This window comes from Paenarthrobacter sp. OM7, assembly GCF_029873575.1.
Taxonomy (GTDB): Bacteria; Actinomycetota; Actinomycetes; order Actinomycetales; family Micrococcaceae; genus Arthrobacter.
Map to the genome: position 1 here is coordinate 88295 of NZ_CP123579.1, position 24889 is coordinate 113183.

Below are 24889 nucleotides of genomic sequence, written 5' to 3' on the forward strand. Positions count from 1 at the left end.
ATGTCCATCCAAACGCAAACCCGGCCTGCGGCCCCGACTCGATCTCCCCTCAGGAACAGCGCACAGAACGGCAGCACAATTGCCAGGGTCGGCGGGATTCTGGCGCTTGTCATCCTCGCCCTCATGTGGCTGCTGCCTATCCTTTGGGGCGTCACCACCTCCCTCAAAAGCGAAGAAGACGCCGCTACGTCACCTTTTGTGGCACCCGCATCCGGCTGGAACTTCGATGCCTACGTGCAAGTCCTCAGCCAAGGGGACGTGCCGCGATGGATGCTGAACAGCCTGGGCATCTCGATTGCCGTCACCGTCCTGACCGTAGGAATTTCGGCACTTGCCGCGTACGGCTTCTCCCGCATGGAATTCCGGGGGCGGAGATGGCTTTTCGCGATGACCGTGGCATCCATCATGGTCCCCGGCCAAATTCTCATTGTGCCGTTGTACCAGCAGATGAACTCCATGCAGCTTGCTGATACATGGGCGGGCATCGTCCTGCCGCAGGTGGTTGCTCCCATGATGGTGTTTATTCTCAAGAACTTCTTCGACACCATTCCCAAAGAGTTGGAGGAAGCGGCCAGGATCGACGGCGCCGGCGGCCTTCGCGTGTTCTTCACCATTGTGATGCCGCTGTCCCGCCCCATCCTGATTGCCGTCTCCATCTTTGTGTTCATCGGAGCGTGGAATAACTTCCTGTGGCCTTTCATCGTCACCAACAACCCGGATCTGCTGACGCTTCCGGTTGGCCTCGCGACCATCAAGAACGCCTACGGTGTCCAGTACGCGCAGACCATGGCCAGCGCCATCCTCGCGGCCCTGCCGCTGCTGATCATGTTCATGCTGTTCCAGCGCCACATCGTGAAGGGGTTCGCGACCTCCGGTTTGGGCGGCCAGTAGCGTCGGCAGCCCGACCATCTCCCGGAGAAATCAAAACCCAACGCGAGATGGGGTTGAGTACCACCGGCCACCACGCGAGGATAAGGAACGTGACCCGATTCCGTTTAGCCATCCTGGACGATTACCAGCAGGTCTCCGGCGATTACGCCCCGTGGGACTCACTGCTCGACGACGGCGTTAAAGTGAGCGTTTTCAGCGCACCTTTCGTGTCGGAAGAGCAAGCCGTGGCCGCCCTGGCGCCGTTCGACATCATTGTGGCGATGCGCGAACGCACGCGTTTTCCTCAGGATGTCCTTGAATCCCTGCCCAACCTGAAGCTGCTGGTGACCACCGGCATGGCGAACGCAGCTATTGACTTGGAAGCAGCGGCAGACCGGGGCATCGTCGTGTGCGGAACGGGTGGTTCTCCGGCAGCGGCGCCCGAGCTGACGTGGGCTTTGCTCATGGCCTTTGCCCGGAATCTGACCGTGGAGGAGAACTCCCTGCGGGCAGGCGACTGGCAGGCCGGCGTCGGGTTTGAACTCGAAGGCAAGACGCTGGGAATCGTTGGACTGGGCAAGATCGGCAAGCGGATCGCGGGCTATGCGAAGGCTTTTGGGATGGACGTTCTCGCGTGGAGCCAGAACCTCACTGCGGACGCTGCCGAGGCCGTCGGTGCACGGAAGGTCAGCAAAGAGGAGTTGTTCCGTGAGTCTGACGTCGTAACGCTGCACCTCCGGCTGTCCGAGCGGACTGAGGGGATTGTCGGTTCCAAGGAGTTGCGTCTTCTCGGCCCCGAAGGCGTGCTGGTCAACACCGCGCGGGGTCCTTTGGTGGATGAGGCTGCGCTGATCCAAGCACTGGAGGAGGGGTGGATCCGCGGCGCGGCGTTGGACGTGTTTGATGAGGAGCCCTTGCCGGCCGGGCACGCGCTGTTGCATTCTTCGCGGACCATGCTTTCCCCACATATCGGTTACGTGACGCACGAGAGTTACCGGCAGTTCTATGGAGGGGCTTTCGAGGACGTCAAAGGGTGGCTCGACGGGGCACCAGTTCGGGTGATCAACGGTTAAATCAGCCGCTGTATTACGCGCGGGCAAGCGCTTTCCGAGCGAAGCTGGCAAGATGGACCCATGCGTATCCTCATCGCCCCGGACAAGTTCAAGGGATCACTGACCGCCGCCGAAGCCGCGTCAGCCATGGCCGAAGGCGCTCTCCGTGTTTACCCCGATGCCATTACCACCCAGTTCCCTGTGGCCGATGGCGGGGAAGGCACGCTGGATGCTGCGATCGCCGCTGGCTACGAAGAGCGAAACAACGCGGTGGTCGGCCCCATCCTCAAGCCTGTCGGAGCCTCCTGGGCGATCCGGAAAGACGCTTTCGGCGGGGCCGGCGTTGTCATCGAAACCGCGATGGCTTCCGGCCTGGCCCACATGGAGCCGACGCCGGAGAATTCCCTGCGTGCCCACAGTTACGGCTGCGGCCAGTTGATCGCCGCTGCCCTCGACGCCGGTGCCACCGAGATCGTGCTCGGCCTGGGTGGTTCGGCAATGTCCGACGCCGGTAGCGGCGCCCTGCGTGCTTTGGGGCTCAAGCCCCTCGATGCGGCCGGGAATGTGGTGCCGCTCGGCGGAGGTTCCTTGGCCGACGTCGTGGCCATAGATGTCTCCGAGCTGGATCCGCGGCTGTCTACCGTGAAGTTCCGCATCGCCGTCGACGTCCAAAACCCGCTGTACGGCCCCGAAGGTGCCGCTCATGTTTTCGGTCCGCAAAAGGGTGCCGATGAGGACGCCGTTGAAAGGCTCGACGCCGGTCTCCGCAACTGGGCGTCGCTCCTTCGGGAAGCTACTGGCCGCGACGTGAACGTTCCGGGAGCCGGAGCAGCTGGTGGGTTCCCGGCGTCGTTCCTGGCTTTCACTGATGCGGAGCTGGAAGGCGGCTTCGCGCTGGTCGCCGGCCTGACAGGCCTCGCGCAGCATTTGGGCGAGGCCGATCTGGTCATCACCGGCGAAGGGTCCATGGACGAGCAATCGCTCACAGGCAAGGCGCCGATCGCACTTGCCGACGCCGCAAGTGTGCACGGAATTCCCGTCATCGCAGTCGCAGGGCGCATTACGGTAACGCCCGAAGACCTGGCGAAGCACGGCATTGTGGCCGCGGCCCAGTTGTTGGACGTTGCGCAGCGCAAAGATGGCGTTCCTGACGTCGCCGACGCTGTAGCCAATGCAGCTAAATACCTCGCATGGGCTACCAGCCAGGTGCTTGAGGGAGCCTGACTACTGCCGGTAGCCTTCGACTTCGCTGACGGGCCGCGGCTCGGCGTCGTCGGGATTCCCGCCTGCGTCCTTCTTGGCGCGACGTTGGCGCAGCAAGTCCCAGCATTGGTCCAACTGGGCCTCCAGTTGGGCGAGGCGGGCGGTGTCATTGTCTGACCCTTCGGAGTCACGCAAGCGGTGCTCCTCTTCGACCAGCGACTGGATGCGTTCCAAGAGATCCTGGTTGTCCATGTCTAAGACTCCTCGATGTGGTTTGGACGGTTATCTAGAAACTAGTCCTGTAGGTCCAGTGCGTCTACCAATGGCCAACGGCATACTGGGGACATGAAATTCACAACCACCATCGTTGGCGATGGCAACAAGGCAGGCATCGAAGTTCCCGACGAGATTGTTGACGGACTTGGAGCCGGCAAACGGCCCCCTGTGGTGGTGACCATCAACGGGCAGAGCTACCGCAGCAGCATCGCGGTGATGGGCGGGAAGTACATGGTGGGCGTCAGTTTGGCCAACCGTGAGCTCACGGGCGCTTCGGCTGGAGACACGGTTGAGGTTGGCCTTGAAGTGGACACCCAGCCACGCGTGATCGAGGTGCCCGAGGACTTGGCCGCCGCGCTGGATGACGAACCTGAGGCAAAGGCCTTCTACAAGACCCTGAACTACAGCTCTCAGCGGCGATACGTAGAGCCGATCGGGGACGCCAAGACCGAGGAGACGCGTGCCCGGCGGATAGCGAAGGTGGTTGCGGATTTGAAGGCGGGGAAGAAGTAGCCCAGTTGGCCGTAGGCTGGTTTTTTCGACCTTGGAGGGGGACTGCCCGTGGTCTACGACCGGGAGCGTGAGCGGCGCGACGACGCTGCCTATGCGGAACATAAGGAAGCTGTGGCACGCGGCGAGAAGCGTGTCCTTCGACGGACCAGCACCGGTGAGTTGCACAGCTATCCCAAAGAGGAGATCGGGTTTACGCCGGGGCGGGGGCAGGCGCAGGTCAGTTCGTGGTGGGGCATGGCAATATTGGCTGCTTTTGGGGCGGTGGGATTCGTTGCCACGGTGGTGCTGTTCATCATGCCTGCGTTCCAAGGAGGCGGGCCCTCATGGGGTGCCCTGTGGCCCATGGGCATTGCGGGCTTCCTGGCTTGGTACGGGTTCAGCTTGTCCAAGGATGAGTATCGGGCAACACAATTACGCAAGAAACGGGGATCCCCGAAGCCTGGCACGGGAAACGTGGACGTGAATCTGCTGGAGCTGGGTACCCGTCAGTAGCTCGATTCGAGGACACCACCCAGGAGTCGTCCGGGGTGCAGTCATGTGGCCCCCTCAGGCGAGCGCCGCCGTCGTCGACGCCTTCCGCGCTATCAGCGCGATTCCCGCCGCCGAGGCAAGGAAGACGGCACCCAGGATGGCCCAACCCAGCGTGCCATGTTCGACGACGGTGGCGGTCACCACGAGCGGTGCGAGCATGGCCCCCAGGGCAGATCCCATGCCGAACATCCCTTGGTAAGCGCCTGCTTGATGGGGGTTGGCGAGTTCGAAGCTGAGTCCCCAGGCACCCGCTTGCGAGAGGATCTCCGCGAACGAGTGAAGAAGTGCCGCGCCGGATAGAAGGCTGATGGCGGCGATGACCGGCACCCCGCCCGCCGTGGCATAGAGCGCGCAGGCTGCGGCCATGAGCACGCCGCCAATCATCACGATCTTTCCCGCACGCCGGGGGTGCTCTGTACCGCGGGAGAGCGGCACTTGCAGCAGAACGACACACAGGGTGTTGATGACAAGGATTGCCGATATCAGGACGTCTGGGGCACTGGTGTCCTGCGAAATCCACAGCGGTACGCCCATCTCGGCGAGCCCAAACTGCATGCCGAAGATACCGGACAGCACGGTCAGCAGTACGTAGCGGCGGTCCTTGAAGGGGGAGATGCCCCGCGTTGGGGCAGGTTTGGCGGGATCGTGGCGGGGTGCGTCCACCCTGGCGGGGAGGCGGCGGAGGGCCATCGCGCTCAGGAGGTAGGCCACGCCGGCGCCGATCATCATTCCCCGGAAGGCACCCGGAGTACCGGCCAACAACGCGAGCCCGGCGATCATGCCTCCCACGGCGATGCCGAGGTTGGTGATGGTGCGGAGGACTGCGCGCGCATTCACCCGGTTCGGGCCGTCGAAGGCCCGGGCGATGATCGCGGACCGCGTGGCATTCGCGCCCCGGTCCACGCCGACTGCTATACAGGCGATCACGACGGCGGTGCTGAAGTTCCCGGCGAACGTATAGCTTGCGATCGCGAGACCCTGGACGGCGACCATGCCGACAAGGAGTCGACGTGCGGAAAAGTGGTCGGCGAGTCGACCACCGATGTACGACGTCGCGACACCGACCCCGCTGGAAACCGTGAGGATCACAGCGATTTCGAGGGCACTCAGCCCGACGAAGCGGCTGAAGTACAGGACCGTCAGGGTGAGGAAGATTCCGCGGCCCACTGTGGATACCAGGATGGCGGAGGCGAGGATCTTGAGGGCGGGATCAGAGAGCGCGACGCGGAGGTTGTGCTGCGGAGCGGGGGCGGTATTGGCCGGGGATTTAGTCACACCCCTAGTTCTGTCACCCACTGACGGCGGGCGGTATTGATGTAGCGTAGTGCTTCATGTTGAAGTACGAGCTGTCAGAGGCAGATCTGGGCGGCGTGCGGTTTGGCATCTCGCCCCTCTGCGAACTGGGGCTCTCCCTCAGGGCCGTTCGCGATCCCAGCCAGTATCCACTCCAGCTGCCTTGGTTGCGCCGGACGGAAGAAGCCCGCTCACGCTTGGACCTCGATGGATTGCTGTCCTTGGTGGATGACAGGCTGTGGACACCGGACTTCCTGAATCCCCGGCCTCAGTCCCCACTGACCAGAATCGACGACGAGTTCGCAGCATTGGAGCAGCTTTCAGCCGAGCAGTTCCACGGGGATCTGGTCAGGGTGCACGGCGCTGTCCCGACAGTTTTTTCCGGGCCCGTTGGGCCGGCGATCCGACGCATGGTCGGTATCCTCCGGGACTTCTGGGAAACCTGCTTCGAGCCGCACTGGCTGCGCATGCGCACCATCCTGGAAGCGGACATTGTCTACCGGGGCCGGCAGATTGCACAGGCCGGGCTGTTCACGATGCTGAACGATTTGTCCGGTGCTGTGGAATTCGATGGCCGCGTCATCTCCGTGCGGCTGAAGAATCCGGCGTCGCGGACCGAGAGGACGGACGGCTTGGGGCTGACGCTTGTTCCCACCATGTTCACGCGCCGGGCCTCTGCTCCCGTGAACCACGGCGATCCGCCGATGCTGATGTACCCGGCAAGGGGCCAGGGCGCCATGTGGGAAACGGAACGGATCACCAACCCGGCCGCGATTGTGGCCGTGTTGGGTGAGGTCCGGACCAGCCTGCTCACCGCCTTGGCAGCCCCGGCCTCGTCCACAGAGTTGGGCCTGCGCTTTGGCGTCACGACGTCGGCCGTGAACCAGCACCTCAGAGCGCTCCGGGACGCAGGACTCGTGACGTCAACCCGCTACGGCCGCAGTGTGCTCTACTTCCGGAGCGAACTGGGCGCGGCGTTGCTGCTGGGGTGACTTCACAGGCGGGCTGACGGCGACAGGCGAGTGTCGCCGTCGTACGTTTTAGTCTTTGCGGAGGCTGTAGGTGCTGATCACGTTGCCCTTGCTGGTAGCGTACTGGTCCTCCAACACGAGCCGGTGCAACGGGTCGCCGTCCTCAAAGAGCCGCCGCCCGCTGCCGGCCACCACGGGATGCGTCATGAGGGTCAGTTCGTCCAGGATGCCCGCGAAAAACAGTTGGCGGACCAGGGAGATGCTGCCGCAGACGGCAATCTCGCCGCCATCCCGGGACTTGAGGTCGGCGACGAACTTCTCCACATCGCCTTCGATCAGGTGCGAGTTCTCCCATTCAAGGGGCTCTGTGAGGGTGCGCGATGCGACGAACTTTTCCACGGGATTGATGAAGGCAGCAAAGTCCTCATCCCGAGGTGCGGTGGGCCAATATCCGGCCCACTCCTGGTAGCTGACCCGCCCCAGGACCACGGTGTCCACCGTGGTGATCATCTTGGTCAGTCCTCTGCCGAGTTCGTCGTCGAAGCTGTCGAACTGGAACTTGAATGGGTCCTGAACCACGCCATCAACGGAGTGGAACAGGCCGGCGGTGACTTTGCGCAATTGTTTCTCCTGTTGGGCGGCGGGTGTTTGGAGTGTTGGTGTTAGGCGGCGCGGCTGGTGGTTTGGAGGCCGCGGGGCGGAAGGGCGGTCACATTGTTGTGGTCCGGGTTGAGGCGCACGGGCACTTCATGGAGTTCGGCGTAGACCTGGAGTTGTTTCAGTGCATCCTCATCAATGGTCGCTTGGGACAGGTCCATCTCCACTCCGAGACCGCCGCCAAGGCCCTTGGTGCGTTGGACCACTGGGTAGAGACCCTGAAGGCTCAAAGCGGTCACGCGACCGGTCGCTTCGATCTGAATTTGCTCGCCGTCTACGTCGACGCGAACAACAACGGAGAGCTTCTCGCTGGCCAATGCACTGCCTTTCATCCTTGCTGCCACGCTGCAGCGCCCCCAGCGTATGTGCCATGTGTGACCTGCGCAACATTACGACGGCGGTGGCCGGCATGGCAGCTGCGGCTGAGGATCGTCGGCGTCGACCAGGCCGCTGTGTAGCCACGCATGGATATGGGCTCCTGAGTCACAAACCGAACTGTCCCGGAAGTTGTCTTTGTGACAGCTGGCTGCAGGGGATGTTTTGGGACAACATACGGGACTGAAATGTTACGTCGAGGCTGATTCGGCATTCCACCAGTGCTCAAAAGTGCCTTGATGAATGGCCTAAAGCCGTTTGCAAGATGCCCCGGCGTGGATGCCCTTTAGTCCGTTTTGCGGCGGGGCGCGGTGTCGGGGTGCCGTCGCCGCCTAAATCGGCCGAGTGGGACCGTCCCAACGAGAGTGTTCCAGTACTAAGGAAGTGGGACGGAACCCGGTGCTGATCAGAGCTGGGTCAAAGAAAAGTGCGTCAACACTTTTGCCGCGACATCGCGGGGCCCGCATTCAGATGTTTCGATGATGACCTCGTCTAGATCTGCTTCGACCAAGCGTGCGTTGAGGTCGCGGTATCGGTCGAGGTGCCAGTTAAGGCTTGAACTCTGCTCGGGGGTGTACCGGCAGTGGAGGCGGCGCTCGATTTCCTGTTCATCGGCAACGAGGCGAACGGCTCGCACCGGCAGTTCGAAGGCGGCCTCATACCTCGTACGATCCTGAGGACTGGAAATAACGCCGCTTACAATGAGCTGCCGCTGCCCTGTGCTTCTGTAGTTCCTCCAGACGGCCGCCATGTTTGCTGCTTCGATGAGGACGTTCGAGGGATCATGATGGCTTGGGGGCCAAGAGCGGTGGAACCAATCGACGTCCATCAGACTGAATGGCATGGTGGCTTCGGCCATGAGATCACCAACATGATTCAACGTGGACGTTTTGCCAACGCCGTAGGATCCGTTCAGGAAGATAACAAAATTGGTGCTGTTCAAGTCGTTTTCTCTCCGTGGATCAGGGCAGCCTCGTACCCAGGCTGCTGTTTGAGTAAACCGGATCTTGATGGCGGTCCAAAGTAAGTGTCCCAGTTCCAAGGAAGTGGGACACCTCCCTGCCGTCTCTTGTTTGGTGGGGTTGGGACGGAGTCCGTGAGGCGTGCGGCGTTAGCCGGTTGGGTTGGGATGGTGGTTTGCTATTGGGCATGGGTTTGTTTAATTGGAAGAAGTCAGCGGTCAGTGCAGATGAACATGAGCAGCCGGTATTTTCGGAGCTCACCGCCGAGCATCGGGAGTTCATTGCTGCATGCGTGCAGATAGCTGAAGGTTCAGGCGTGGATCTTCAGAATCCGGAGAGCGTAGCTCAGTTCTATGAAACGGCGCTGGCGACATGGCAGAGCTCGGACGGACAGATGGACGCCGAACCATACGCAAACGCTGCTGGTGTTGCATTCGGTGAGCTCCTCGTTCGCGCGTCTCCTCTTCGGTGGGTCGTAGCCGAGGACTCAAAGGGGCGGGAGTTGGCTGTGCATTCCGAACGGAACAACTTTCTTGTTTACCCTCTCGACGCGGTCGAGAAGAGGTGGGCCAGAGGTGAAGGCGGGGAGTTCATCAAGGCCCTCACTCACAAGGTGATCGAGCACTTCAAGGTGTACTAGCCGGAGAGACGGACAACATTTCATCGGCTGCTGCGTGCCCCCATGGTTCATGCAGTGCCAAGGTTCTCCAAGCTTAAGTGAATGAAGAAGGGGGGCCGGCCGACTTTGATGTCGGCCGGCCACCCCCTTTGTTGGTCAGGTGATGCGGGTTTAGCTAGGGCATCGTGGAACGGAAGATGGCCAGTGTCTGCCATCCCCATCCGACGGTGACTGGGGCTGCCCAGGAGTTGTTGGCGTTGATCTGGTAGTACCGCAGGTCCCCGCCGGTAGTCCGGGCGAGCATACCTGTGGTACCTGCACCGTTGAAACCGGAGGTCGGTGAGATCGCGGTGATGACGTCCCAGCCAACGCCGACCGTGGTCGGGGTACGGGAGATGAATCCGCCGATGCCGTTGCCGCGGTAGAGCTTCAGCTCGCCTGCAGCGTTTTTGGCAACGATGTCGGTTTTACCGTCTTTATCGAAGTCCATTTGGACAATTTCCAGCCCGGTCCAGCCAGCCCCGATCTGCGTGCCGGCGCCGATTCCAGCGCCTCCCAGGTTGGGGTAGTGACGCATGAGCCCACCGGCGTCGGTGGTAATGATGGACGGGAACTTATCCCCGGTCTTCCATTTACCGACGCTCAGTTTGAGTCCTTGCCAACCTTGGCCGATGACGGTGTAGCCGCCGAACGGTTGGGTGGTTCCTGCGTAGAGACGCATTTTGCCGTCGTTCCATTGCACCAGCAGGTCTTGGAAGCCGTCGCCGTTCCAGTCTGTGACGAAACCGGCTGTAATGTCTTTCCACCCGGAACCCATTTGCTGTCCGTTGAGCAACCCGGGCTCACCTGTGGTGGATTCGTACTGGTACAAGTTGTACGCGACACCGTCGGGGCTGACTGCCACAACGTCCGAGGCGCTGAGGTCGAAGTAGTCACCGGAGCCCATGCCCCATTTGATGGTGGCACTGGTGCTGGGGCCCTGGGTGGCGTTCTTGGTATCGGCCGAGGCCTCGAACTGGGCGTATGTATCCTCGCCACAGCCGGGACCAAAGTCGAAGCCGAAGCGAAAAAAGCCCTCGGAACCGCCGATTCAGGACAGGCCGTGCGTGTGTTCCTTGAAGAGGGCTACCAAGCAGCCCTCTTCAGCGACGAACGGCAGGAAGTCAACCGCATCCTGGGCGCCGCAGTAGCCAACGGTGAGCTCGAAGCAGAAGCCAAAGTCGTCCTGGGCGGTTCACGGGAAATGGTCCGGCAGTTCCTGTCTGTCGGCCAATTCGACGCGGCGCGACGAGACCTCGAAGCCGCAGCACACGACCAAGCCATGAACGCCATGGTCCAAATCATCAGCAAAGACGCCAAAAACGCTAGAGCTGACGCCCACACCGCCGAACAGGCCGCGCTATCAGCCAACGGCTCGGCAATCGCAGCCCAGGAAGAAGCGAGAAAGGCTGCCGGGTATCGGACCCAAGCAGCGACCGCGGCCTCCACAGCGGTCGATCTGGCCCGACAGGCAGGAATCTCAGCGGACAGCGCCGTGAAGTCCGCTGATCGTGCCCAGGAAGCCGCAGCCCAAGCAAGTTCCGACGCTCGGGCCGCGAACACCAGCGCAGCTCAAGCCGCCGACTCAGCCCAACAAGCCAACCGCGCAGCGCAAACAGCGATGGCCGCAGCCTCGGACGCTCAAAATTCGGCCACCGTTGCCGGACAAGCAGCCACTGAAGCTGCAGCCGCGGCCACTAGCGCCATGGACATTGCCGCTGAAAAGCAGCGCGTGGAAGCCGAGGAAGCCAGACTCGCCGCAGCAAATAACCCAGAAGCAGGGACCGCTGACACGTCGGCGCAAGCAGCAGCCGATGCAGCTGGAGAAGGTGACAAACTCCGCGAAGCCAACGCCCTGCTCAAAGACGGTGACCTGGCCTCCTTCCTCATCAAGGAAGGCGGCGGTCTGCTGCTGGAGTTCTTCGGCGTCAACGACATCATCGACTGCCTCACCAAGGGCGACTTCATGGCCTGCGGCATGGCCCTGGTAGGTTTCCTGCCCATCGGCAAAATCTTCAAAGCCGCAGAAGTCCTCGGCCTCGTCGGCAAACTCCTTCCCAAAGCCTTCGAATTCTTCGGAAAACACCAAGAAGCACTCAAGACCGTTGGAAAATGGGTGGGTGCAGCAGGGCCCTGCGCAACCGGAGCCGCACTATCCAGCTGGCGCTGGCAAATCAACAGCGACACACCCCGCGTCACCACCGCTGTGCACAAAACAGGATCCTCTGACCTGATGGTCCGCACCGCCAACACCACCGGCGCGTCCAAGCCATGCTCCACCGTGCAAAAAGCCGCCCAAACAATCATCGAGACAGCAGCTTCCCCCAAAGAAGCCATGGATAAGCTCCGTGTAGCCATTACCGCCAACCCCGGAGCCCACCGCCGCCCTCTGGACCTCTGGGCACAAAAATTCCCTCCCCGGACGGCCAATGCCGACGATTTCCTGACAACGGAGGTCCGCAAACAGCCTAAAATCGGCAAAGATCCGCACCAGGCTGAATGGATGCATAATGAGATTCAACGCATCAAGGATCTAGGCGCCACAAATATCAGGGTCAACCAAAAACAAGTGGATTTTGGCTCTACTAAGGTGCTTGGTAACAACCGCCCGGACCTTCAGTTTGACTTGGGTGGGAAACACCATGTGGTGGAATTGGATAGGCCAAAAACGGACTTCAGTGATGACACTGACCGGGGTATGGGTCACTTCCTGCGGATCCTGGCCAACGACCCGTCCTTGGCTAAAGAACAGCTTCGAATACTGCCGGTAGGGGATCCGATTAAAAAGTGGTGGCAGTGAGACTGGTCAACAGAGAGGAATGGAGGCGGCCGTGGTGGTAAGAAGTGTCAGTGATGGTGATGCGTTGGCTGCTGAGCTGTTGCTGGGCAGCCGATGGGCACCCATCACCAACCGGCTTTCGTTCATCAACCTGCCCCTGGAGGACGCCGCAGGCATTTGGCGTGAGTGGGAGGAGTCCAGGGACTACGAGGGCAAGGAAAGTGTTGTCACGTCGGCCCATCATGGTGGGCTTGAGGACCTGCTAGGCACACTCCTGCCCTTGGGCGCGGGCACGCGGGTGTTGTTTGTGGAGACGGCAGATCCCAACTGGACCCTGGCAGTAGACAACTCCGTCAGGGGGCCGGACCTTCACTCGGTCTTGACCGTCCAGTACGGGCAAAAGAGGAAGATCAGGTCCGTCATCGTAACCGAGATCCCCCACACGCTGGAGAAGAAAACTCGTCAAGATCAATACCGAGGCTGCTACGGGGCCCGTAAACTCCAGGTGGTCGGGCCTGGAGGTTTCGCACGCACGGTTGCTGTGATCAACGAGGACAAATGGGTTTTCATCTCCAACGGCGACCCCTTCGAATTCGAGAACACAGCAGCTTATGGCCTGCCTCGAAAGGCGGAGCGTTTCACCCACGAGATGCTGGTGGACTACTGTCGGCACCTGGGGCTGGATCCCTTCAACGAAAGCTTCTACGTTCCCAACGGTCGCGCCATCCTCGTGGAAAGCATCGTCAGTTACCCCGTAAGGGAATACTCTCTGGCCGAAGCGCGGGCCGGTAACGAGGACCGGGACGTCCCACGAACCTGACTCGACCGGGCACCTCAATCGACCAACTGGACTACGAAGCAGGGATGCTCAACGACCGTTCGTCGCTCGAGAATGGTCTGCGCGCGACGGCAAGCGGAACTACAACTTAGACAGCGTCCGTCCCGGCAGCGTTGGGACGACGGGAACGAGGAACCGATTCATGCAGAAACAGTTGATCCAGGCTGATCAGCTTGCCGCCCGGTTGTTGCTTGGCAGCAGGTGGGCGCCTGTGACGAACACGATGTCGTTCATCAAGGCGCCGTTGGACGAGGCGGCTCGTATCTGGCATGAATCTAATAAAGCCGACCTTCAGGACAAAGCCGATGCCTTGATGATCGAGGCCACCGGTACGTTGGAGGAGCAGTTCGCGAGATTGCTACCACTCGGTGGCGGGAGCAAGCGTCTGTTCCTGGAGACCTCGAATCCGGAGTGGACTGCAGTGGTGAGCGATTCCGCCTCTGGTTCCGACTTGAGCTCGATGCTCTACTTCGAGTACGCGAAGAAGCGTGGCATCCACTTTGTGATCGTCGATGAGATCCCGCACTCTGTGGACAAGAAAAACTATCCCGAGCACCGGGGAAGACACGGTGTCCGCAAGATCATGGTGATGGGCTCTGAAGAATACGGTTCTTTTGTCAGCCTGGTCAACGATGACAAGTGGGTGTTCGACAGGGACGGTACGGCGTTCGCTGATTTTGAGGACTCCGCCGCTTATAAATCGTTCAAGACCACTGACCGGTTCACCCACGACATGCTCATCAGCTACTGCCAGAACCTGGGTCTTGATCCCTTCAACGAGGACTTCTACGTCCCCAACGGGCGTGGAATACTCCTGGACTTCCGGCACCACCACCCCGACAACAAAATCTTCACCCTGGCCGAAGCCCGCGCCGGACGGGAAGACAGGGACGCGCCGCCCACCGGCCGCTAAGATACGAGCCGTTGGTGGCCACTAGGTTAGGTATGGAATTGACTACTTTGGATGAGGTTCAGCAAGTTCTCGAGGCGCGGGGTTTGCCCTCTCCATTGCGTTCGCTGACACCGTCAGGGGCCCAAGCTCTCATCTGGGGGCCTGAGCTGAACGGTGCCCAGCTGTGGCGGGCCACCGGTGAACTGTCGGGAAAGCTGCCAGGATGGCACATATTCTCCTACGGTGTGGAACCGTCGGACCCTGAAGAACTCGCCGAAAGATGGGCCGAGCAAGGCCCTGAATCCGAAGAACTCCCACCCTTGCTCGATACCGAGGCCGAGAAGCAGGCACTGCACGAATACACGGTCGACGCCGACGCAACCGAGGGCCTCGACAGAGCGCCCCAGTCAGTGGTCCTGCCCGCGGACGCGCCGGTGGTCAGCATTGGTGTAGGTAACCTGGTTGCCGTTCAAGTTGAAAACCCCGGCGATGTCGTCCACACCCTCGAATGGGAAGGCGCCGACAACCTGGGCGCCCGCACGGAACTCGCAGTGCTCCTGCGCCGATGGAACCGGCTCGCAGGTGCCGTGCCGCTGCACCTCTCGGACACGGACAACGCCACCCTCGTTCTGGCTGTCCCGGACCTGTCAGGCATCCAAGGGGAGCTGGAACAAGCCTGCGATGAGGTCACCATCGTCTCCGCAGAGCCAAACTGCAGCACCATTGTCGAACTCTGGTGGGACTAGACCTCCGTGACCTGGTCCTAGGGCCGTAGATCTGTCCCTACATCAGCCTGATCGCACACTGCACACTCAGTACTTCAACCAGTTGCCCCTCAAAAACGGCGCCTGCTCGTGCTGTCCCACTTCCAAGGAGGAAGTGGGACACCGAAACCACGGCAGAGAAGCGAGTCCGCGTAGCGTGATTCCTAGCGAGCAGGAAGGCGCGAGTACATGTACATGTCCTTGCGCTGGCCGCCAATCTCTAGCCAGCTCCTCATCGTCCCTTCCCGTACGAACCCGCTGCGCTCGGCTGCGCGCCAGGAGCCCTCATTCCAAGGCTCGACGTAGAGTTCCAGTCGATGAATCCCGGGTTGCGCAAGACCCCAGGCGGCGAGGGCATCTAAAGCAGAGGAGGCAGCTCCATTCCCCCGATGACTTGGCGCCACCCAATAGCCAATGCTCGCCCGGCCTTGGCTGAGGTTCTTTAGCCACAGCCCGATTTGGCCAACTGCCTGATCAGAGGAGGAATCAGCAATAGCGAAGGAGTACCCGGTGCCATCAACTAAGCGTTGGTGTTGTCTTTGGATGAAGGCTAGAGCTGCCTGGCGTGAACCGCTGGCGGGAACTGTTGTGATGGCAGGAATTAGTGGATCGCTCGAGGCTTCCTGGACCACAGGAACATCGGCTGCCGTAAATGGGCGGAGCCTGTAAGGGGGCGCAACGAGTACAGGCTGCTCCAGAGGATTCATTCTCAGACTCTACGCGGAGCCCCCGGGCAGCGGGGGAGATACCGAAACTGCCACCGTCCCACTTCCAAGGAAGTGGGACACCGCTGGATTGCCGGGGAGATGACCGCCGTGCACGGCCTGCGCGCATAGGGATCTCTGTGAACGAACGTAGAAACGTAGAGACGCGCCTTCCCCCCGTGAGTCGGCGTGCTCAGCGATCGTTCGAATTAGCCCGTAGCGAACCCGCGACGGCATGCGTCTAATGAAGGACTCCTGATGACAGCTCTCTCTTACATTCCCGAGATCACCGGTCAATTCGGTTGGATCTGTGTTCTCTTCCTCGTCCTCCTGCATGAACCTGCGTCGCAGCGAGCGACACGGCTTGTTCGATCGCTGCGCCGCAAGTAGACGAGAGGCGGAGCTGAGGTGCCCCACGCGGAGCTTTTGCCCGGTGGGGCACCTGAACCGCTCTACGATGGACGGATGTCCGACGAAGCCAAGAAGTACAGGCTCCTAACCGTTGAGCAGGTCGCCGAAGAACTCAACGTGTCCGTGAGCCAGATCAGGGCGTTGTTGAAGTCAGGCGAACTCCGGGGGATCCAAGTCGGAGGACGGAACGTGTGGCGCATTGCCGCCACCGATGTTGAGGACTACATCACCGAGGCATATCGGGTCACTGCGGAACGGATCGCGGCTGGAGAGTTGTCCGAGTAGATGACCATCGCTACGCGGAACACCCCGATCGCATCGTTGCCTGGCGGACCGGTCGCTGCAGCCCAACGGATTGTGGCGTACTGCCGCACCCATGGCACCTTGCCTACCGTGGCAGCGGCGCCCGACAGTGAAGAAGGAGAGCTGTACCGGTCCCTGAAGAGGCTCCGTTTACTCCATCGCCAGGAAAAGCTGGAACCACAGGCCTCCAATATCCTCGACAAGCGAGTACCGGGGTGGGCGGACGGTCACAGTTACAACAGTGAACGCCCGTGGCGCCAGCGCCGCGACGAGCTCGTCCGCTGGATGAAGAAGAACAAACGCCCACCGCACTACGCCGACGGCGACGATACCGAACGTGCCTTGGCAGCTTGATCGGGTGGCGATAGGACGTTCCTGTTCATGCGATGTCGGACGCGATCTTCACCACGAACGTTGACCAACGTCATTCTTTGCCTAATAGTGTTGGCCTTCCACCTTCCATACGGTGATGCATATTTTTTCTTTGAATTCCAGTCAATTACACCGAATTAGGCGACAAAAGAGCGTGACAAGCGAGGAATCAGAGTTCGTGTTAGCCTCACCACGTCCGAAGCAAGAGCTAGATTTGGGGGTTTCTATGAATAACTCGGCATTAGCAATAGAGGCAAGTAAGACTAAGTTCACACGTCCGATCACACTATGGTAGCAGCGCTGCTCGCGCTGGTATTCGTGATCATGGCCTCAACGGCGGCTCAGGCCTACACCCGCCGCTACCACGCTGATTTCAACTACGCGAACCAGGTTCGTGGCAGCGGGTTCATTGACAACCTGTCCAGCGGGGGTACCCACGTCGGGTACACGCCGCCATTGGGGTTCCAGTCCTGGTCCTACGGCGGCACATACAACTACGCCAACGGCAACGCATATAGTACCGGCGCTGCACAGGGCCAAGCTTGGTCCAGTTACAGCCATGCCCTGTACCGCTATGGCGAAAGCAAGTGCTGGTGGAACACGTCCTACCCTGAAGCCCGTCATAACCCGCAGCTTCTTTGTGATCAGTATGTTGGTTAGTAGCTACTCAAAATTATTGGGGGAAAAATGAAATTTTCTAAAGCATCCGCGTTAGTCCTTTCCGTTGGCGCCGTTGCGGTCGCCAGCATTGGCGTCGGGGTTTCCCCTGCGCTTGCCGGCGAGCAGCGAAGCATCGGCGGAACGGATCTCGTTCCTGTTCTCGCCGCCGCGCAGGTTCAAACCGATTCCGCAGCTGCGGACAAATTGGGCAAACCAATCATCAGCCGCGTGGACAAAGCCTCTGTCAGGGTTATCGCGGTCGACGACAAGGCAACGTACTCGACTGGTCAGGATCATTCAGGCCGTGAGGTTTGCCTCATCGTCCAGACGAATGGCCCGGAACAGGCAAGTACAGCATCGTGTATTGCCGTTGAAAAGTTTGTACACAGCGGGCTCACGGCCATGGCCTCAGGCGCAGATCCAGCCTCGCAGGTCGTTGCTCACTTGTTGCCGGCAGACGTCGATACCAGTGCTCTGACGTCCGTTGCTGCCCGCCGAGAGGCCGGAGTGCTAAACCAAGTGCGCTCGGAAGGAGCCGGGCAGCTTGTTCTTCAGCGTCCCAACGACGGACTCCCGGCTGTTAGTGAGCTTCCCATCGAGGGCGCAGCGGACACATTCTCTTTCGTGAAATTCCCTGAATAGGAGTCAAATGGCTATTCGAACATTGCTGTCCAGCTTGATTAGCTTGGTCGCCCTTACCATCGTTGGTTATGTAGGCATCTTCATCGATGCCAGTCTAGGGGGCTACGTGGCTGACCTTATAGGTAGACCGACGGCCGGTGTTTCACCGCGTTTTCCGTGGGAACTCCAATTCGTTATCGTAGTTATCAGCTTCACAGCGGTTCTACTATTGCGTCAGGTCCTGGGCGGCTTGTTTGGGCTGGGAAGATTCGTCGCGGCCCTGGTTCCGGCTGCGCTCCTGACCGTGTCATATGTCATTGGTGCGACGCATTCAGGAGGTGAAGCCCTTGTGGGCAACGTTCTTCTCAGAAGCTACATAGGTGGCTCGCAATCGCAGATGGTGCTCCTCGCTGTGGCGGCTCTGCTAGTGACGGCACTGGCCTCAATCCAGCAGGCACCGGCGTCGAGGGCAAAGCCTACGAAGACGTCCGTCTCCTCGCCAGAATGACCTTCCGCCACAGGTAGAACCAAGGCATTGGGTCAAAAGGTGAGAGCCTGCACCCCCATTGGGGGGTGCAGGCTCTCTCTTTTCGCTGTAAGACAGTCACGGAGTCGGGGTAAAGGGGTGCTGGCTGATCATGTCAATCCAATCGGTGCCCGCATGCCGCCCGCTTAGCTGATCCCCAGTGATCATGCCAAGTATTTCGGGCCCACCGTCGCGGCTATATGGAGGCCTCAGCCCAGTGATCTGGAAGGAACAGCTAGGGCGTCATTTGCAGAAGCTCGATCGAAGCTGCAGGCATCAAAACCCCAGAGGCTATTCGTTCAAAAGCTATCCCGCACGTTACGAACACGCTGGGGCGGCGCGGACGGCTTGCACGCCAATAGGGGACAGGGCGGTTTCCAACGATCGTCGCAACGGGTTTGCTGTGAACACACATGGTAAGCGGCCAGCTCAAAGATCAGAGTGCACGTGTAGCGTTTAGGGCACCTTCACCGGGCAGTTTTGCGGGCGGGTGTTACGGGAATCCGAATGCCGCAGAGCCACGAGGACTTGGATCGGAGCTCGTCAGGAGTGAAGAGCGTCCGGTGGAGGACCGCCTTACGGGCGGTCGTGTCTTGTCGCCGGACTGACTGGCTGGAGAGCCTCGGGCGCTACAGTGTGCCCATCAATCCGACTAGTACCTTGGCGCTTGGAATCAACCTGCATCTCTTCAAGAGCGGGGGCCGGCAGAGTGCCCTTCCAGGCGGTCACTCACCCGAAAGTCGGTTCACCTATCGGCCGAACTGGGGCCTTCCGGGCTGGGCAGACGGTGAGCTGACGGCTGCGCCGGTGCTCGGATTTTCCAAACAGAACATCAGCCCGGGGAAATCCAGCCGCGCCGTGATAGTTCCGCCCGAGGAAGCACCCGCCTGGTTCACAATACGGATAGGCGAGGAACTACTACTGTACGAGGGCCTTCGAATCTGCGGGAGAGGCACCGTCCTTTGGACAGAACCGACGACGTCGCCGCTACAAACTGAGGAGGAAGAACGGCTCGCTGCGTGGCTCATTAACCCACCTACCGAATAACGGACAAATATTCGCTCGCCTGTAGTCTGGAAACCTTGCGGTCTAGCCGCCCCAACATGTTGCTGAAGATTGAGGATTCGAAGATGGTCCATCCTGTCGCACAAAGGACAGCAGGCAGCCTCCCCAAGGTGCTTCGAACATCAAGTTACCTCTGGCTTTCAGCCGCAATCCTAGCTTGCATTCAGCCAGGCGTCTTGATGTTCACGTGGGACGCGAGCGTCATTGTTATGCTCGTTAGCGGTCTGTTCCTCTTTCTATTTATGGCTGTTCAGATCCGGGCAGCTTTGGGACTCCTCAGAGGTCAACGCTGGGCGAGGGTAGTTCTTTCTATCTTGGCTGTTTTGGCTCTCGGAGGAGTTTTCAATCTCGTCCTGACGCCTCTCGCAGTAGCGGTCCTGATCTTGACGTTTGCCGGTTCCGTGCTGATATGGATGCCAGCATCCAGCGGATATATCCGACAATGCGGCCCCTCCAGCGATCAAGCGCCAGCTCGCGAGTCCCAGCTCTAGAACTGGTAGAGCAGTGCCTTCGTTCTTCCGCTTGGCGCAATGTCCGCAAGGGATCCCTCACCCGGACGCCCACAGCTTGCCTTCGCTCGCGCCGCTGACCGAAGCTCGGCAACGATGAGATGGCTACGATTACTTCAAGTCCCTGTAGCCGGATTTTTGGAAGTGAACTATGCAGCTGGAATTTGACTCTGAGGTACCTGTAAGGAAAGTCAGGCTGACGCTAGCTGTCGATGAGCTCGAAATATTCTGGGGGTCTTTTCGTGAGACCTTGGAGGCTGTCGACGAACACGAGTTCCAAACGCGTGTTGGGTTTGGGTCCCAGGAAGTCCGACGACTGCAGGCTGAGCTAGCACGGCTGATGAACACCCTTCCCTACGTGCCAGAGTAAAGACCTCTGGCTATTCCGAACATGCATTCGTGAATCCGGTCAGAAGGACTGCGCACCTGGTCAGGGAATCCAAGCCCCCAGCTGGAGTCAGGCCCAACACTTCACCGGACTCCCGGCGTCCGCTGAAGGATCCTCGAACGGACGTGCGTAGCTCGTACTGTGATGCTCGTACGCTATGAGACATTGACGTCAGGACTTGTCATGGACCGGGTGCAAATGGTCGTCTTATTGATCGCAACTCTCGTCTTCGTTGGGTTTATCGCCTTGGTGATCACGGGGAAGGCCGGCAACACCGCTGTTCCCTAGTGGATCCTGCAGAAGAGTGCCTCACTTATTCGTTGTGTCGGCACCATGTTCACGTCACGGGGTTGGAGCCATTCTTCTACGTTTGCGGGGACCTCCTACGCTGCGCATTGCGACGGATGAGGTAGAGAGTGAAGAGCACGAGGGACAACACGGCAAGCGCGACTGCGCGCCACCCGAAATCATGCGCGTTGGTAACGTCACCCCTGCTCTCAATTTCCTGGAACAGAATTAAAGTCAATCCTGCCGTTAGTAGCGCCAACACTCCGCTGGCGATCGAGCCGTAAAGAAGTATCTTCAGCCAGTTGCGCTGTTGGCTCTTACTGCGATGAATCGTATTCATTTCGAATCAAACTCCTCTCGACATCATGCAGTCGACCCTACCTCTGCTGCTAGTCAGACGATCCTGCCCGCTGGGGGATGGATCAACGGACGCGAGCCATCATTTTCGATGGCTCGCTTAGCTCGGTGAAGCCGTATTGGGCGTAGAGACCGTGCGCATCGGCAGTTGAAAGCAGAATGCGTTTCAGGTCTAGAGGTTCCAGATCCGCGATTACGCCAGCGGCTAGCATCTTGCCGATGCCTTGACCGCGGGCTTCGGTTGCGACGAATACGTCGCAGAGCCACGCGAACGTCACACCGTCAGTCACGACGCGACCATAAGCCACCTGCTCTCCAGATCCGATGTCGTACACCCCGTAGTTCCGAGAGGCGTCCATCGCTGCATCCTGTTTCTCACGAGCCCGATCCTGCGCCCAATAGGCCCAATAGGATTGCTCGCTGAGCCACTGGTGCACGCGGGCACGATCAACTCTGTCCGTTTCGGCGGAGAAGAAATAACGCTCAGTCATGGACAACACCCTAGGGGGACGTGGCAAGCTCAAAACAACGGACAGCATGCCAATGTCCGTCCCGTTGAGGCATCCTCCTACGCGCACAATTGCCAGTGCAGTCGACTTCTGACATTCAGTGCAGTCAGCTTCTGAAAACGACATCTGGCTTGAACGGGGGAGTGTCCCAGTTCTAAGGAAGTCGGACAAGCGATCGGATCAGTGACTTGCAGCGCTGCTTGTCATTGCTGGCTCTTGTGCGCTGGTGTTTCTTCCCGCGAAGGCCAGCATGATGGCGGCGAAGCCGAGGAGGCAGGCGCCGATGAGTGCGGGTGTCTGGATCGAGACTCCCACGAGTGTTGCTCCGCCTGCGGATCCTGCCGCGATTCCTGCGTTGAACGCGACTACTGCCGCCCCGGAGGCTATGGTCTGGTTTCCGAGGGATCGGTCGAGGATTTCTGTTTGCATGAGGGTGGGTAGCAGGCCGAAGCAGGTTCCTGCCAGGGCTGCCGTTGCGAACACTACTAAGGGTCCTGCGAGCAGGGCGGCGCCAGCGACGATGACAGCTTCGGCAATTAAGACGATAAGCGCACGTTGCAGGCGTCTTTTGCCGGCCAGACGTCCGGAGAGTGCTGTGGCGATGATGACGGCTCCTCCGTAAACCGCCAAGACAATGGACGGCTGGGTTCCTGCGTGGGTGGCCAGGGGTGCGAGGAACGTGTAGTAGGAAAAGTGTCCGGCCAGGCTCACGGCAAGGATGAGGGCTATGGGCACGAAACTTCCGCTGGAACCGCCCGTGGTTGTCATCTCAGTGGGCGTGGTCCGTGCTTGCGGTTGCGGTGCGCAGATCATGGCTGCGAGGACGCCGCAGGATGCCAGGGCAAGGGGGATCCGCCAGTCGAGGGAGCTTAGGGCTTCGGCTGCGGGTACGCCGAGGGCGAGGGCGCAGCCGTTCCCCAAGAGAACCCTGGCTGTTGCTTTGCCGGTGTTGTTGGGCGAGGCCGCGGCCGCCAGGGCCAGGACCAGGGGGAAGAACGCGCCGTGGGCGGCTCCTTGGATTGATCGAAGGATCAGATAGGTCGACATGTCCGGGGCAGCGCTGGTGGCGAGGCCGAGAACCGTGAAGATGCCGGCGGTGAGGATGGCTGTTTTTCGGAGATTGAATCGTTGGGCCAGGGCTGAAAGCGGAAGCGCAAGTACCGCTGTGCTGAGTGCGTAGAGGCTGGAACCGGCGGCGGCGGTTCCAATGTCTGAACTGAAGGCCTTGGCGATGTGTTCAAGCGCGCCGGCGGGGGCCATCTCGACTGTGACGGCGAAAAAGAGTGCGAAGGGCAGGGCCCAGTCTGTGAGCTGCCCTCCCCTTCGCGTTTCAGATGGCACGTTCACTTTCGGGCAGCTCGGGGACCCTGGGCGGGAGGTTACTGGTGACCGTCTGAGGGTACGTCCTGACGCTTAGCAGGATGGTTTCCGTCTCGGCACGCAGGGTTCCCTGGTCTTGGGCTGGTGCCAACAGCACAGAGCCCGCTGACAGCTTCCGGCCTTCGATGTCGACCTGACCGGAAAGAATGATGAACGCTTCGTGCACGCCTTGGTCGCCGAGGGCCATACTTTGCTGAGGTGCCAGCTTCCAGTGCTCGATGGCTTCTGTTTCGCTGTGCAGCATTCCGCGGCGGATCAGGCAGCTCCAGTAATCTGCCGGGTCCGGTGTGTTGATGATCATGAGCCGGGGGTCCTGAGCTCTACGGCAAACAATTCCACGTCGGAGGTTGCTGCCAGCGAGGCAGGAGACCCGTTGGGCACCAGGAATGAGGTGGGCGCATCGATGGTGGCGGTGGTGTCGGCAAATGAAAGGGTAGCGCTGCCGGTGTTGAGGAAACCTGCGATTTCCGCGCCGGGCTTCCCGAGGTTCAGGCTCTGTCCTGCGGCGAGGGTGTGCCGTTCGATGGCGGCCAGTGGCCCGTCAAAGGTCCCTTGTGTCTCGACTCGGGGGGTTGCGTGGAGGTCATGGATCCGGGCAGGCATGGGCGGCCTTTCTGTGTGGAGAGTGCCTTCGAGGTAGCTCTGGGTGTGTGGTGTGAGGGTCTCAATGACCCACCAGTTCAGCGTCGTCGAGCCGGTGTTACGCAGGCCGTGAGTGTTCCCTGGTGTCGTCAAAGCGAGGGTCCCTGGGCTGACCTGATGCGCTGTTCCGTTGAGGAAAAACTCACCCGTTCCCTCCAGAACCAAATAGATTTCCTCGGTGCGCGTGTGGCGGTGTTCACCGCTGACACCCCCCGGCGGGAGAGTCGCCCATTCCACGGCTTCTGTCGCGGATTCGAGCTCCCGCCGAGTGTAGAACGCCTTCCATCCGGTGGTGCCTGCTGCTCCGTGGACGCCCAGGACGGTGGCGTGTCCGGTGGGGGTGCGGGGCCGGGGTGGCACTTTGGTGAGGATGTTCATGCGGCAGACCTTTCCAGTTCCCGGTTCACGGCGCCGGTGAGGATGTTCAGTGCTGCTTCGATGTCACCGGGTGTTAGGTCGTTGATGAAGGTTGCCGCGCCGATTCCGGTGGGCAGAGGCAGGCGCTGGAGTCCATTGCGGTGGCGGGTGGTGTCGATGAGTGCCGTAACCAGGACATCGACGTTCATGGAGGGGTGGGTGACAGGCAAACCCAGTGCGCGCATGACGCTAAAGATCCGGGAGGCTTCGTCTACGGTTACCAGGCCCCGGTGGACGCTGATGGCGGTGGTGAGCGCCATGTCCAGGCAGACGGCTTCGCCGTGGAGCAGTTCAGGTAAGGCGGTCATTTCCACGGTGGGGGAGAAGGTGTGGCCGTAGTCGACCAAACGTTCCAGGGTCTGTTCCCAGAGGTTGGGTTCCAGCTCTTCGAGCATCCCGGTGATGGCTTTGTCGATGATCTGTTGTTCGGCCTCCGTGTGCTGTTGGAAACGTCCGGACAGTGCAGCCGCGCCGTGCTCTTCGAGCAGGGCGAACAGTTCTTCGTCCTTGACTAGAGCGATTTTGAGAATCTCCGCGAGTCCGTTGGAGACATGGCGCGGGTCCAGGGAGCTGAGGAAGGAGGTGTCGAGGAGGTTGCGGGATGCGGCGAAGTAGGTGCCGATTTTGTTTTTGCCGGTCTGGAAGTTCACTCCGGTCTTGACTCCGACGCTCGCGTCAACGATTCCGATCAGGGTAGTGGGAACTCTAACGAAGGGGGTGTTGCGGCGGTAAATGCTGCAGGCGAAACCAACGATGTCTGTGAGGACTCCGCCGCCGATGGCGATCACGGGTTCACGCCGACGGTCGAGTTTGAAGGTTTCGATGGCTTCGAGGACAGTTTCCACTGCACTCCAGCGTTTATTCGTTTCGCCATGGGGCAATACCAGGATCTTGTATTCGGAGAGGTTCGCTGCGGCGTAGGCGCGGATTTTCTCGCCGTAGAGGTCGTTGACGGTGGTGTCGGTGACGATGAGTCGTCGTGCGCCGTGTTCTCCATCGACCAATGTCGGGTTGGCTGGGTCAAGGATGTCAAAGGTGGTTTCGACGCTGTATTGCACATCCTGCTGGGCGGAGACGGTCCATGCGCGGTTGATGGTAGTCAT

29 protein-coding genes are annotated in these 24889 nt (G+C 60.3%); 16 read left to right on the forward strand and 13 right to left on the reverse strand.

The genetic code is table 11. The features are described from left to right. The 3 genes from QEH68_RS00425 (at position 1) to QEH68_RS00435 (ending at position 3146) form a co-directional block, all read left to right on the forward strand. Positions 1 to 891 carry a carbohydrate ABC transporter permease gene (locus QEH68_RS00425; RefSeq protein ID WP_280625408.1) on the forward strand — a complete coding sequence of 297 codons (891 nt, stop codon included), beginning with the start codon at positions 1 to 3 and terminating at the stop codon, positions 889 to 891. Between the two features lie 89 nt (positions 892 to 980). Next, positions 981 to 1943: a D-2-hydroxyacid dehydrogenase family protein gene (locus QEH68_RS00430; RefSeq protein WP_280625410.1), complete on the forward strand. Its 963-nt coding sequence runs from the start codon at positions 981 to 983 to the stop codon at positions 1941 to 1943. 60 nt (positions 1944 to 2003) lie between these two features. Then, on the forward strand, positions 2004 to 3146 hold the full coding sequence (locus QEH68_RS00435; RefSeq protein ID WP_207595643.1) for a glycerate kinase: 1143 nt from the start codon (positions 2004 to 2006) through the stop codon (positions 3144 to 3146). Here the strand turns inward: QEH68_RS00435 and QEH68_RS00440 are convergent, their stop codons facing one another. Then, positions 3147 to 3377: a DUF2630 family protein gene (locus QEH68_RS00440; protein WP_207595644.1), complete on the reverse strand. Its 231-nt coding sequence runs from the start codon at positions 3375 to 3377 to the stop codon at positions 3147 to 3149. A gap of 93 nt (positions 3378 to 3470) precedes the next feature. Here QEH68_RS00440 and QEH68_RS00445 point away from each other — a divergent pair, with 93 nt between their 5' ends. Further along, a complete protein-coding gene (locus QEH68_RS00445; RefSeq protein ID WP_280625412.1) occupies positions 3471 to 3914 on the forward strand; it encodes a YdeI/OmpD-associated family protein in 444 nt (147 codons plus the stop codon). A 48-nt stretch (positions 3915 to 3962) separates the two neighbouring features. Further along, the gene (locus QEH68_RS00450) at positions 3963 to 4406 is read left to right on the forward strand and encodes a hypothetical protein (protein ID WP_280625415.1); all 444 of its coding nucleotides are present in this window, start codon (positions 3963 to 3965) and stop codon (positions 4404 to 4406) included. Positions 4407 to 4460: 54 nt separating this feature from the next. On the opposite strand, the gene QEH68_RS00455 is transcribed toward QEH68_RS00450, so the two are convergent. Beyond that, positions 4461 to 5720 carry an MFS transporter gene (locus tag QEH68_RS00455; protein WP_280625418.1) on the reverse strand — a complete coding sequence of 420 codons (1260 nt, stop codon included), beginning with the start codon at positions 5718 to 5720 and terminating at the stop codon, positions 4461 to 4463. Between the two features lie 56 nt (positions 5721 to 5776). Between QEH68_RS00455 and QEH68_RS00460 the strand changes: the two genes are divergently transcribed. Then, positions 5777 to 6730 carry a DUF5937 family protein gene (locus QEH68_RS00460; protein WP_280625421.1) on the forward strand — a complete coding sequence of 318 codons (954 nt, stop codon included), beginning with the start codon at positions 5777 to 5779 and terminating at the stop codon, positions 6728 to 6730. Between the two features lie 48 nt (positions 6731 to 6778). Here the strand turns inward: QEH68_RS00460 and QEH68_RS00465 are convergent, their stop codons facing one another. The 3 genes from QEH68_RS00465 to QEH68_RS00475 all read right to left on the reverse strand — a co-directional run bounded on the left by QEH68_RS00465 (position 6779) and on the right by QEH68_RS00475 (position 8684). Next, positions 6779 to 7330 carry a dihydrofolate reductase family protein gene (locus tag QEH68_RS00465; RefSeq protein WP_280625423.1) on the reverse strand — a complete coding sequence of 184 codons (552 nt, stop codon included), beginning with the start codon at positions 7328 to 7330 and terminating at the stop codon, positions 6779 to 6781. 41 nt (positions 7331 to 7371) lie between these two features. Next, positions 7372 to 7698 (reverse strand): hypothetical protein, encoded by a 327-nt coding sequence (locus QEH68_RS00470; protein WP_280625425.1) that lies wholly within the window; start codon positions 7696 to 7698, stop codon positions 7372 to 7374. 449 nt (positions 7699 to 8147) lie between these two features. After that, entirely contained in the window at positions 8148 to 8684 is a 537-nt protein-coding gene (locus QEH68_RS00475) for a hypothetical protein (RefSeq protein ID WP_280625427.1), read from the reverse strand. A 206-nt stretch (positions 8685 to 8890) separates the two neighbouring features. Here QEH68_RS00475 and QEH68_RS00480 point away from each other — a divergent pair, with 206 nt between their 5' ends. Further along, positions 8891 to 9343 carry a DUF3806 domain-containing protein gene (locus tag QEH68_RS00480; protein ID WP_280625431.1) on the forward strand — a complete coding sequence of 151 codons (453 nt, stop codon included), beginning with the start codon at positions 8891 to 8893 and terminating at the stop codon, positions 9341 to 9343. Between the two features lie 154 nt (positions 9344 to 9497). Here the strand turns inward: QEH68_RS00480 and QEH68_RS00485 are convergent, their stop codons facing one another. Continuing rightward, a complete protein-coding gene (locus QEH68_RS00485) occupies positions 9498 to 10268 on the reverse strand; it encodes a hypothetical protein (protein WP_280625433.1) in 771 nt (256 codons plus the stop codon). 156 nt (positions 10269 to 10424) lie between these two features. Between QEH68_RS00485 and QEH68_RS00490 the strand changes: the two genes are divergently transcribed. The 4 genes from QEH68_RS00490 to QEH68_RS00505 all read left to right on the forward strand — a co-directional run bounded on the left by QEH68_RS00490 (position 10425) and on the right by QEH68_RS00505 (position 14616). Then, on the forward strand, positions 10425 to 12161 hold the full coding sequence (locus QEH68_RS00490; protein ID WP_280625436.1) for a hypothetical protein: 1737 nt from the start codon (positions 10425 to 10427) through the stop codon (positions 12159 to 12161). 31 nt (positions 12162 to 12192) lie between these two features. Then, a complete protein-coding gene (locus tag QEH68_RS00495; RefSeq protein ID WP_280625438.1) occupies positions 12193 to 12960 on the forward strand; it encodes a hypothetical protein in 768 nt (255 codons plus the stop codon). A gap of 160 nt (positions 12961 to 13120) precedes the next feature. After that, positions 13121 to 13891, forward strand: a complete 771-nt coding sequence (locus QEH68_RS00500; RefSeq protein WP_280625439.1) for a hypothetical protein — start codon at positions 13121 to 13123, stop codon at positions 13889 to 13891. Between the two features lie 32 nt (positions 13892 to 13923). Beyond that, entirely contained in the window at positions 13924 to 14616 is a 693-nt protein-coding gene (locus tag QEH68_RS00505; protein ID WP_280625440.1) for a hypothetical protein, read from the forward strand. Between the two features lie 182 nt (positions 14617 to 14798). On the opposite strand, the gene QEH68_RS00510 is transcribed toward QEH68_RS00505, so the two are convergent. Then, positions 14799 to 15341, reverse strand: a complete 543-nt coding sequence (locus QEH68_RS00510) for a GNAT family protein (RefSeq protein ID WP_280625441.1) — start codon at positions 15339 to 15341, stop codon at positions 14799 to 14801. A 462-nt stretch (positions 15342 to 15803) separates the two neighbouring features. Here QEH68_RS00510 and QEH68_RS00515 point away from each other — a divergent pair, with 462 nt between their 5' ends. The 5 genes from QEH68_RS00515 to QEH68_RS00535 all read left to right on the forward strand — a co-directional run bounded on the left by QEH68_RS00515 (position 15804) and on the right by QEH68_RS00535 (position 18213). After that, entirely contained in the window at positions 15804 to 16034 is a 231-nt protein-coding gene (locus tag QEH68_RS00515) for a helix-turn-helix domain-containing protein (protein WP_280625447.1), read from the forward strand. Continuing rightward, on the forward strand, positions 16035 to 16406 hold the full coding sequence (locus QEH68_RS00520) for a hypothetical protein (protein WP_280625450.1): 372 nt from the start codon (positions 16035 to 16037) through the stop codon (positions 16404 to 16406). It abuts the gene before it with no gap. A gap of 306 nt (positions 16407 to 16712) precedes the next feature. Continuing rightward, positions 16713 to 17084: a hypothetical protein gene (locus QEH68_RS00525; RefSeq protein ID WP_280625454.1), complete on the forward strand. Its 372-nt coding sequence runs from the start codon at positions 16713 to 16715 to the stop codon at positions 17082 to 17084. A 27-nt stretch (positions 17085 to 17111) separates the two neighbouring features. Further along, complete coding sequence (locus QEH68_RS00530; RefSeq protein ID WP_280625458.1) at positions 17112 to 17726, forward strand: hypothetical protein; 615 nt, start codon at positions 17112 to 17114, stop codon at positions 17724 to 17726. Between the two features lie 7 nt (positions 17727 to 17733). Beyond that, positions 17734 to 18213: a hypothetical protein gene (locus QEH68_RS00535; protein ID WP_280625461.1), complete on the forward strand. Its 480-nt coding sequence runs from the start codon at positions 17734 to 17736 to the stop codon at positions 18211 to 18213. Between the two features lie 2344 nt (positions 18214 to 20557). On the opposite strand, the gene QEH68_RS00540 is transcribed toward QEH68_RS00535, so the two are convergent. From QEH68_RS00540 to QEH68_RS00565, 6 genes are all read right to left on the reverse strand, one after another. Beyond that, positions 20558 to 20821 carry a hypothetical protein gene (locus tag QEH68_RS00540; protein ID WP_280625462.1) on the reverse strand — a complete coding sequence of 88 codons (264 nt, stop codon included), beginning with the start codon at positions 20819 to 20821 and terminating at the stop codon, positions 20558 to 20560. Positions 20822 to 20903: 82 nt separating this feature from the next. Continuing rightward, entirely contained in the window at positions 20904 to 21329 is a 426-nt protein-coding gene (locus tag QEH68_RS00545) for a GNAT family N-acetyltransferase (RefSeq protein ID WP_280625464.1), read from the reverse strand. Between the two features lie 198 nt (positions 21330 to 21527). Further along, on the reverse strand, positions 21528 to 22688 hold the full coding sequence (locus QEH68_RS00550) for an MFS transporter (RefSeq protein ID WP_280625466.1): 1161 nt from the start codon (positions 22686 to 22688) through the stop codon (positions 21528 to 21530). Further along, complete coding sequence (locus tag QEH68_RS00555; protein WP_280625468.1) at positions 22678 to 23028, reverse strand: hypothetical protein; 351 nt, start codon at positions 23026 to 23028, stop codon at positions 22678 to 22680. Before QEH68_RS00555 ends, QEH68_RS00550 begins: the two co-directional genes overlap by 11 nt. Continuing rightward, positions 23025 to 23747: a cupin domain-containing protein gene (locus QEH68_RS00560; protein ID WP_280625470.1), complete on the reverse strand. Its 723-nt coding sequence runs from the start codon at positions 23745 to 23747 to the stop codon at positions 23025 to 23027. The genes QEH68_RS00555 and QEH68_RS00560 overlap by 4 nt, the downstream gene beginning before the upstream one ends. Further along, a complete protein-coding gene (locus QEH68_RS00565) occupies positions 23744 to 24889 on the reverse strand; it encodes a sedoheptulose 7-phosphate cyclase (protein WP_280625473.1) in 1146 nt (381 codons plus the stop codon). The genes QEH68_RS00560 and QEH68_RS00565 overlap by 4 nt, the downstream gene beginning before the upstream one ends.

Excerpts from the sequence above, each read along its gene's own strand:
- QEH68_RS00540 (WP_280625462.1), bottom strand. The coding sequence starts at position 20,821 with ATGAATACGATTCATCGCAGTAAGAGCCAACAGCGCAACTGGCTGAAG.
- QEH68_RS00470 (WP_280625425.1), bottom strand. The coding sequence starts at position 7,698 with ATGAAAGGCAGTGCATTGGCCAGCGAGAAGCTCTCCGTTGTTGTTCGC.
- QEH68_RS00460 (WP_280625421.1), top strand. The coding sequence starts at position 5,777 with ATGTTGAAGTACGAGCTGTCAGAGGCAGATCTGGGCGGCGTGCGGTTT.
- QEH68_RS00525 (WP_280625454.1), top strand. The coding sequence starts at position 16,713 with ATGGTAGCAGCGCTGCTCGCGCTGGTATTCGTGATCATGGCCTCAACG.
- QEH68_RS00535 (WP_280625461.1), top strand. The coding sequence starts at position 17,734 with ATGGCTATTCGAACATTGCTGTCCAGCTTGATTAGCTTGGTCGCCCTT.
- QEH68_RS00520 (WP_280625450.1), top strand. The coding sequence starts at position 16,035 with ATGACCATCGCTACGCGGAACACCCCGATCGCATCGTTGCCTGGCGGA.
- QEH68_RS00565 (WP_280625473.1), bottom strand. The coding sequence starts at position 24,889 with ATGACTACCATCAACCGCGCATGGACCGTCTCCGCCCAGCAGGATGTG.
- QEH68_RS00425 (WP_280625408.1), top strand. The coding sequence starts at position 1 with ATGTCCATCCAAACGCAAACCCGGCCTGCGGCCCCGACTCGATCTCCC.
- QEH68_RS00505 (WP_280625440.1), top strand. The coding sequence starts at position 13,924 with ATGGAATTGACTACTTTGGATGAGGTTCAGCAAGTTCTCGAGGCGCGG.
- QEH68_RS00530 (WP_280625458.1), top strand. The coding sequence starts at position 17,112 with ATGAAATTTTCTAAAGCATCCGCGTTAGTCCTTTCCGTTGGCGCCGTT.
- QEH68_RS00500 (WP_280625439.1), top strand. The coding sequence starts at position 13,121 with ATGCAGAAACAGTTGATCCAGGCTGATCAGCTTGCCGCCCGGTTGTTG.
- QEH68_RS00435 (WP_207595643.1), top strand. The coding sequence starts at position 2,004 with ATGCGTATCCTCATCGCCCCGGACAAGTTCAAGGGATCACTGACCGCC.
- QEH68_RS00440 (WP_207595644.1), bottom strand. The coding sequence starts at position 3,377 with ATGGACAACCAGGATCTCTTGGAACGCATCCAGTCGCTGGTCGAAGAG.
- QEH68_RS00545 (WP_280625464.1), bottom strand. The coding sequence starts at position 21,329 with ATGACTGAGCGTTATTTCTTCTCCGCCGAAACGGACAGAGTTGATCGT.
- QEH68_RS00555 (WP_280625468.1), bottom strand. The coding sequence starts at position 23,028 with ATGATCATCAACACACCGGACCCGGCAGATTACTGGAGCTGCCTGATC.
- QEH68_RS00560 (WP_280625470.1), bottom strand. The coding sequence starts at position 23,747 with ATGAACATCCTCACCAAAGTGCCACCCCGGCCCCGCACCCCCACCGGA.
- QEH68_RS00480 (WP_280625431.1), top strand. The coding sequence starts at position 8,891 with ATGGGTTTGTTTAATTGGAAGAAGTCAGCGGTCAGTGCAGATGAACAT.
- QEH68_RS00445 (WP_280625412.1), top strand. The coding sequence starts at position 3,471 with ATGAAATTCACAACCACCATCGTTGGCGATGGCAACAAGGCAGGCATC.
- QEH68_RS00510 (WP_280625441.1), bottom strand. The coding sequence starts at position 15,341 with ATGAATCCTCTGGAGCAGCCTGTACTCGTTGCGCCCCCTTACAGGCTC.
- QEH68_RS00515 (WP_280625447.1), top strand. The coding sequence starts at position 15,804 with ATGTCCGACGAAGCCAAGAAGTACAGGCTCCTAACCGTTGAGCAGGTC.
- QEH68_RS00485 (WP_280625433.1), bottom strand. The coding sequence starts at position 10,268 with ATGGGCTCCGGTGACTACTTCGACCTCAGCGCCTCGGACGTTGTGGCA.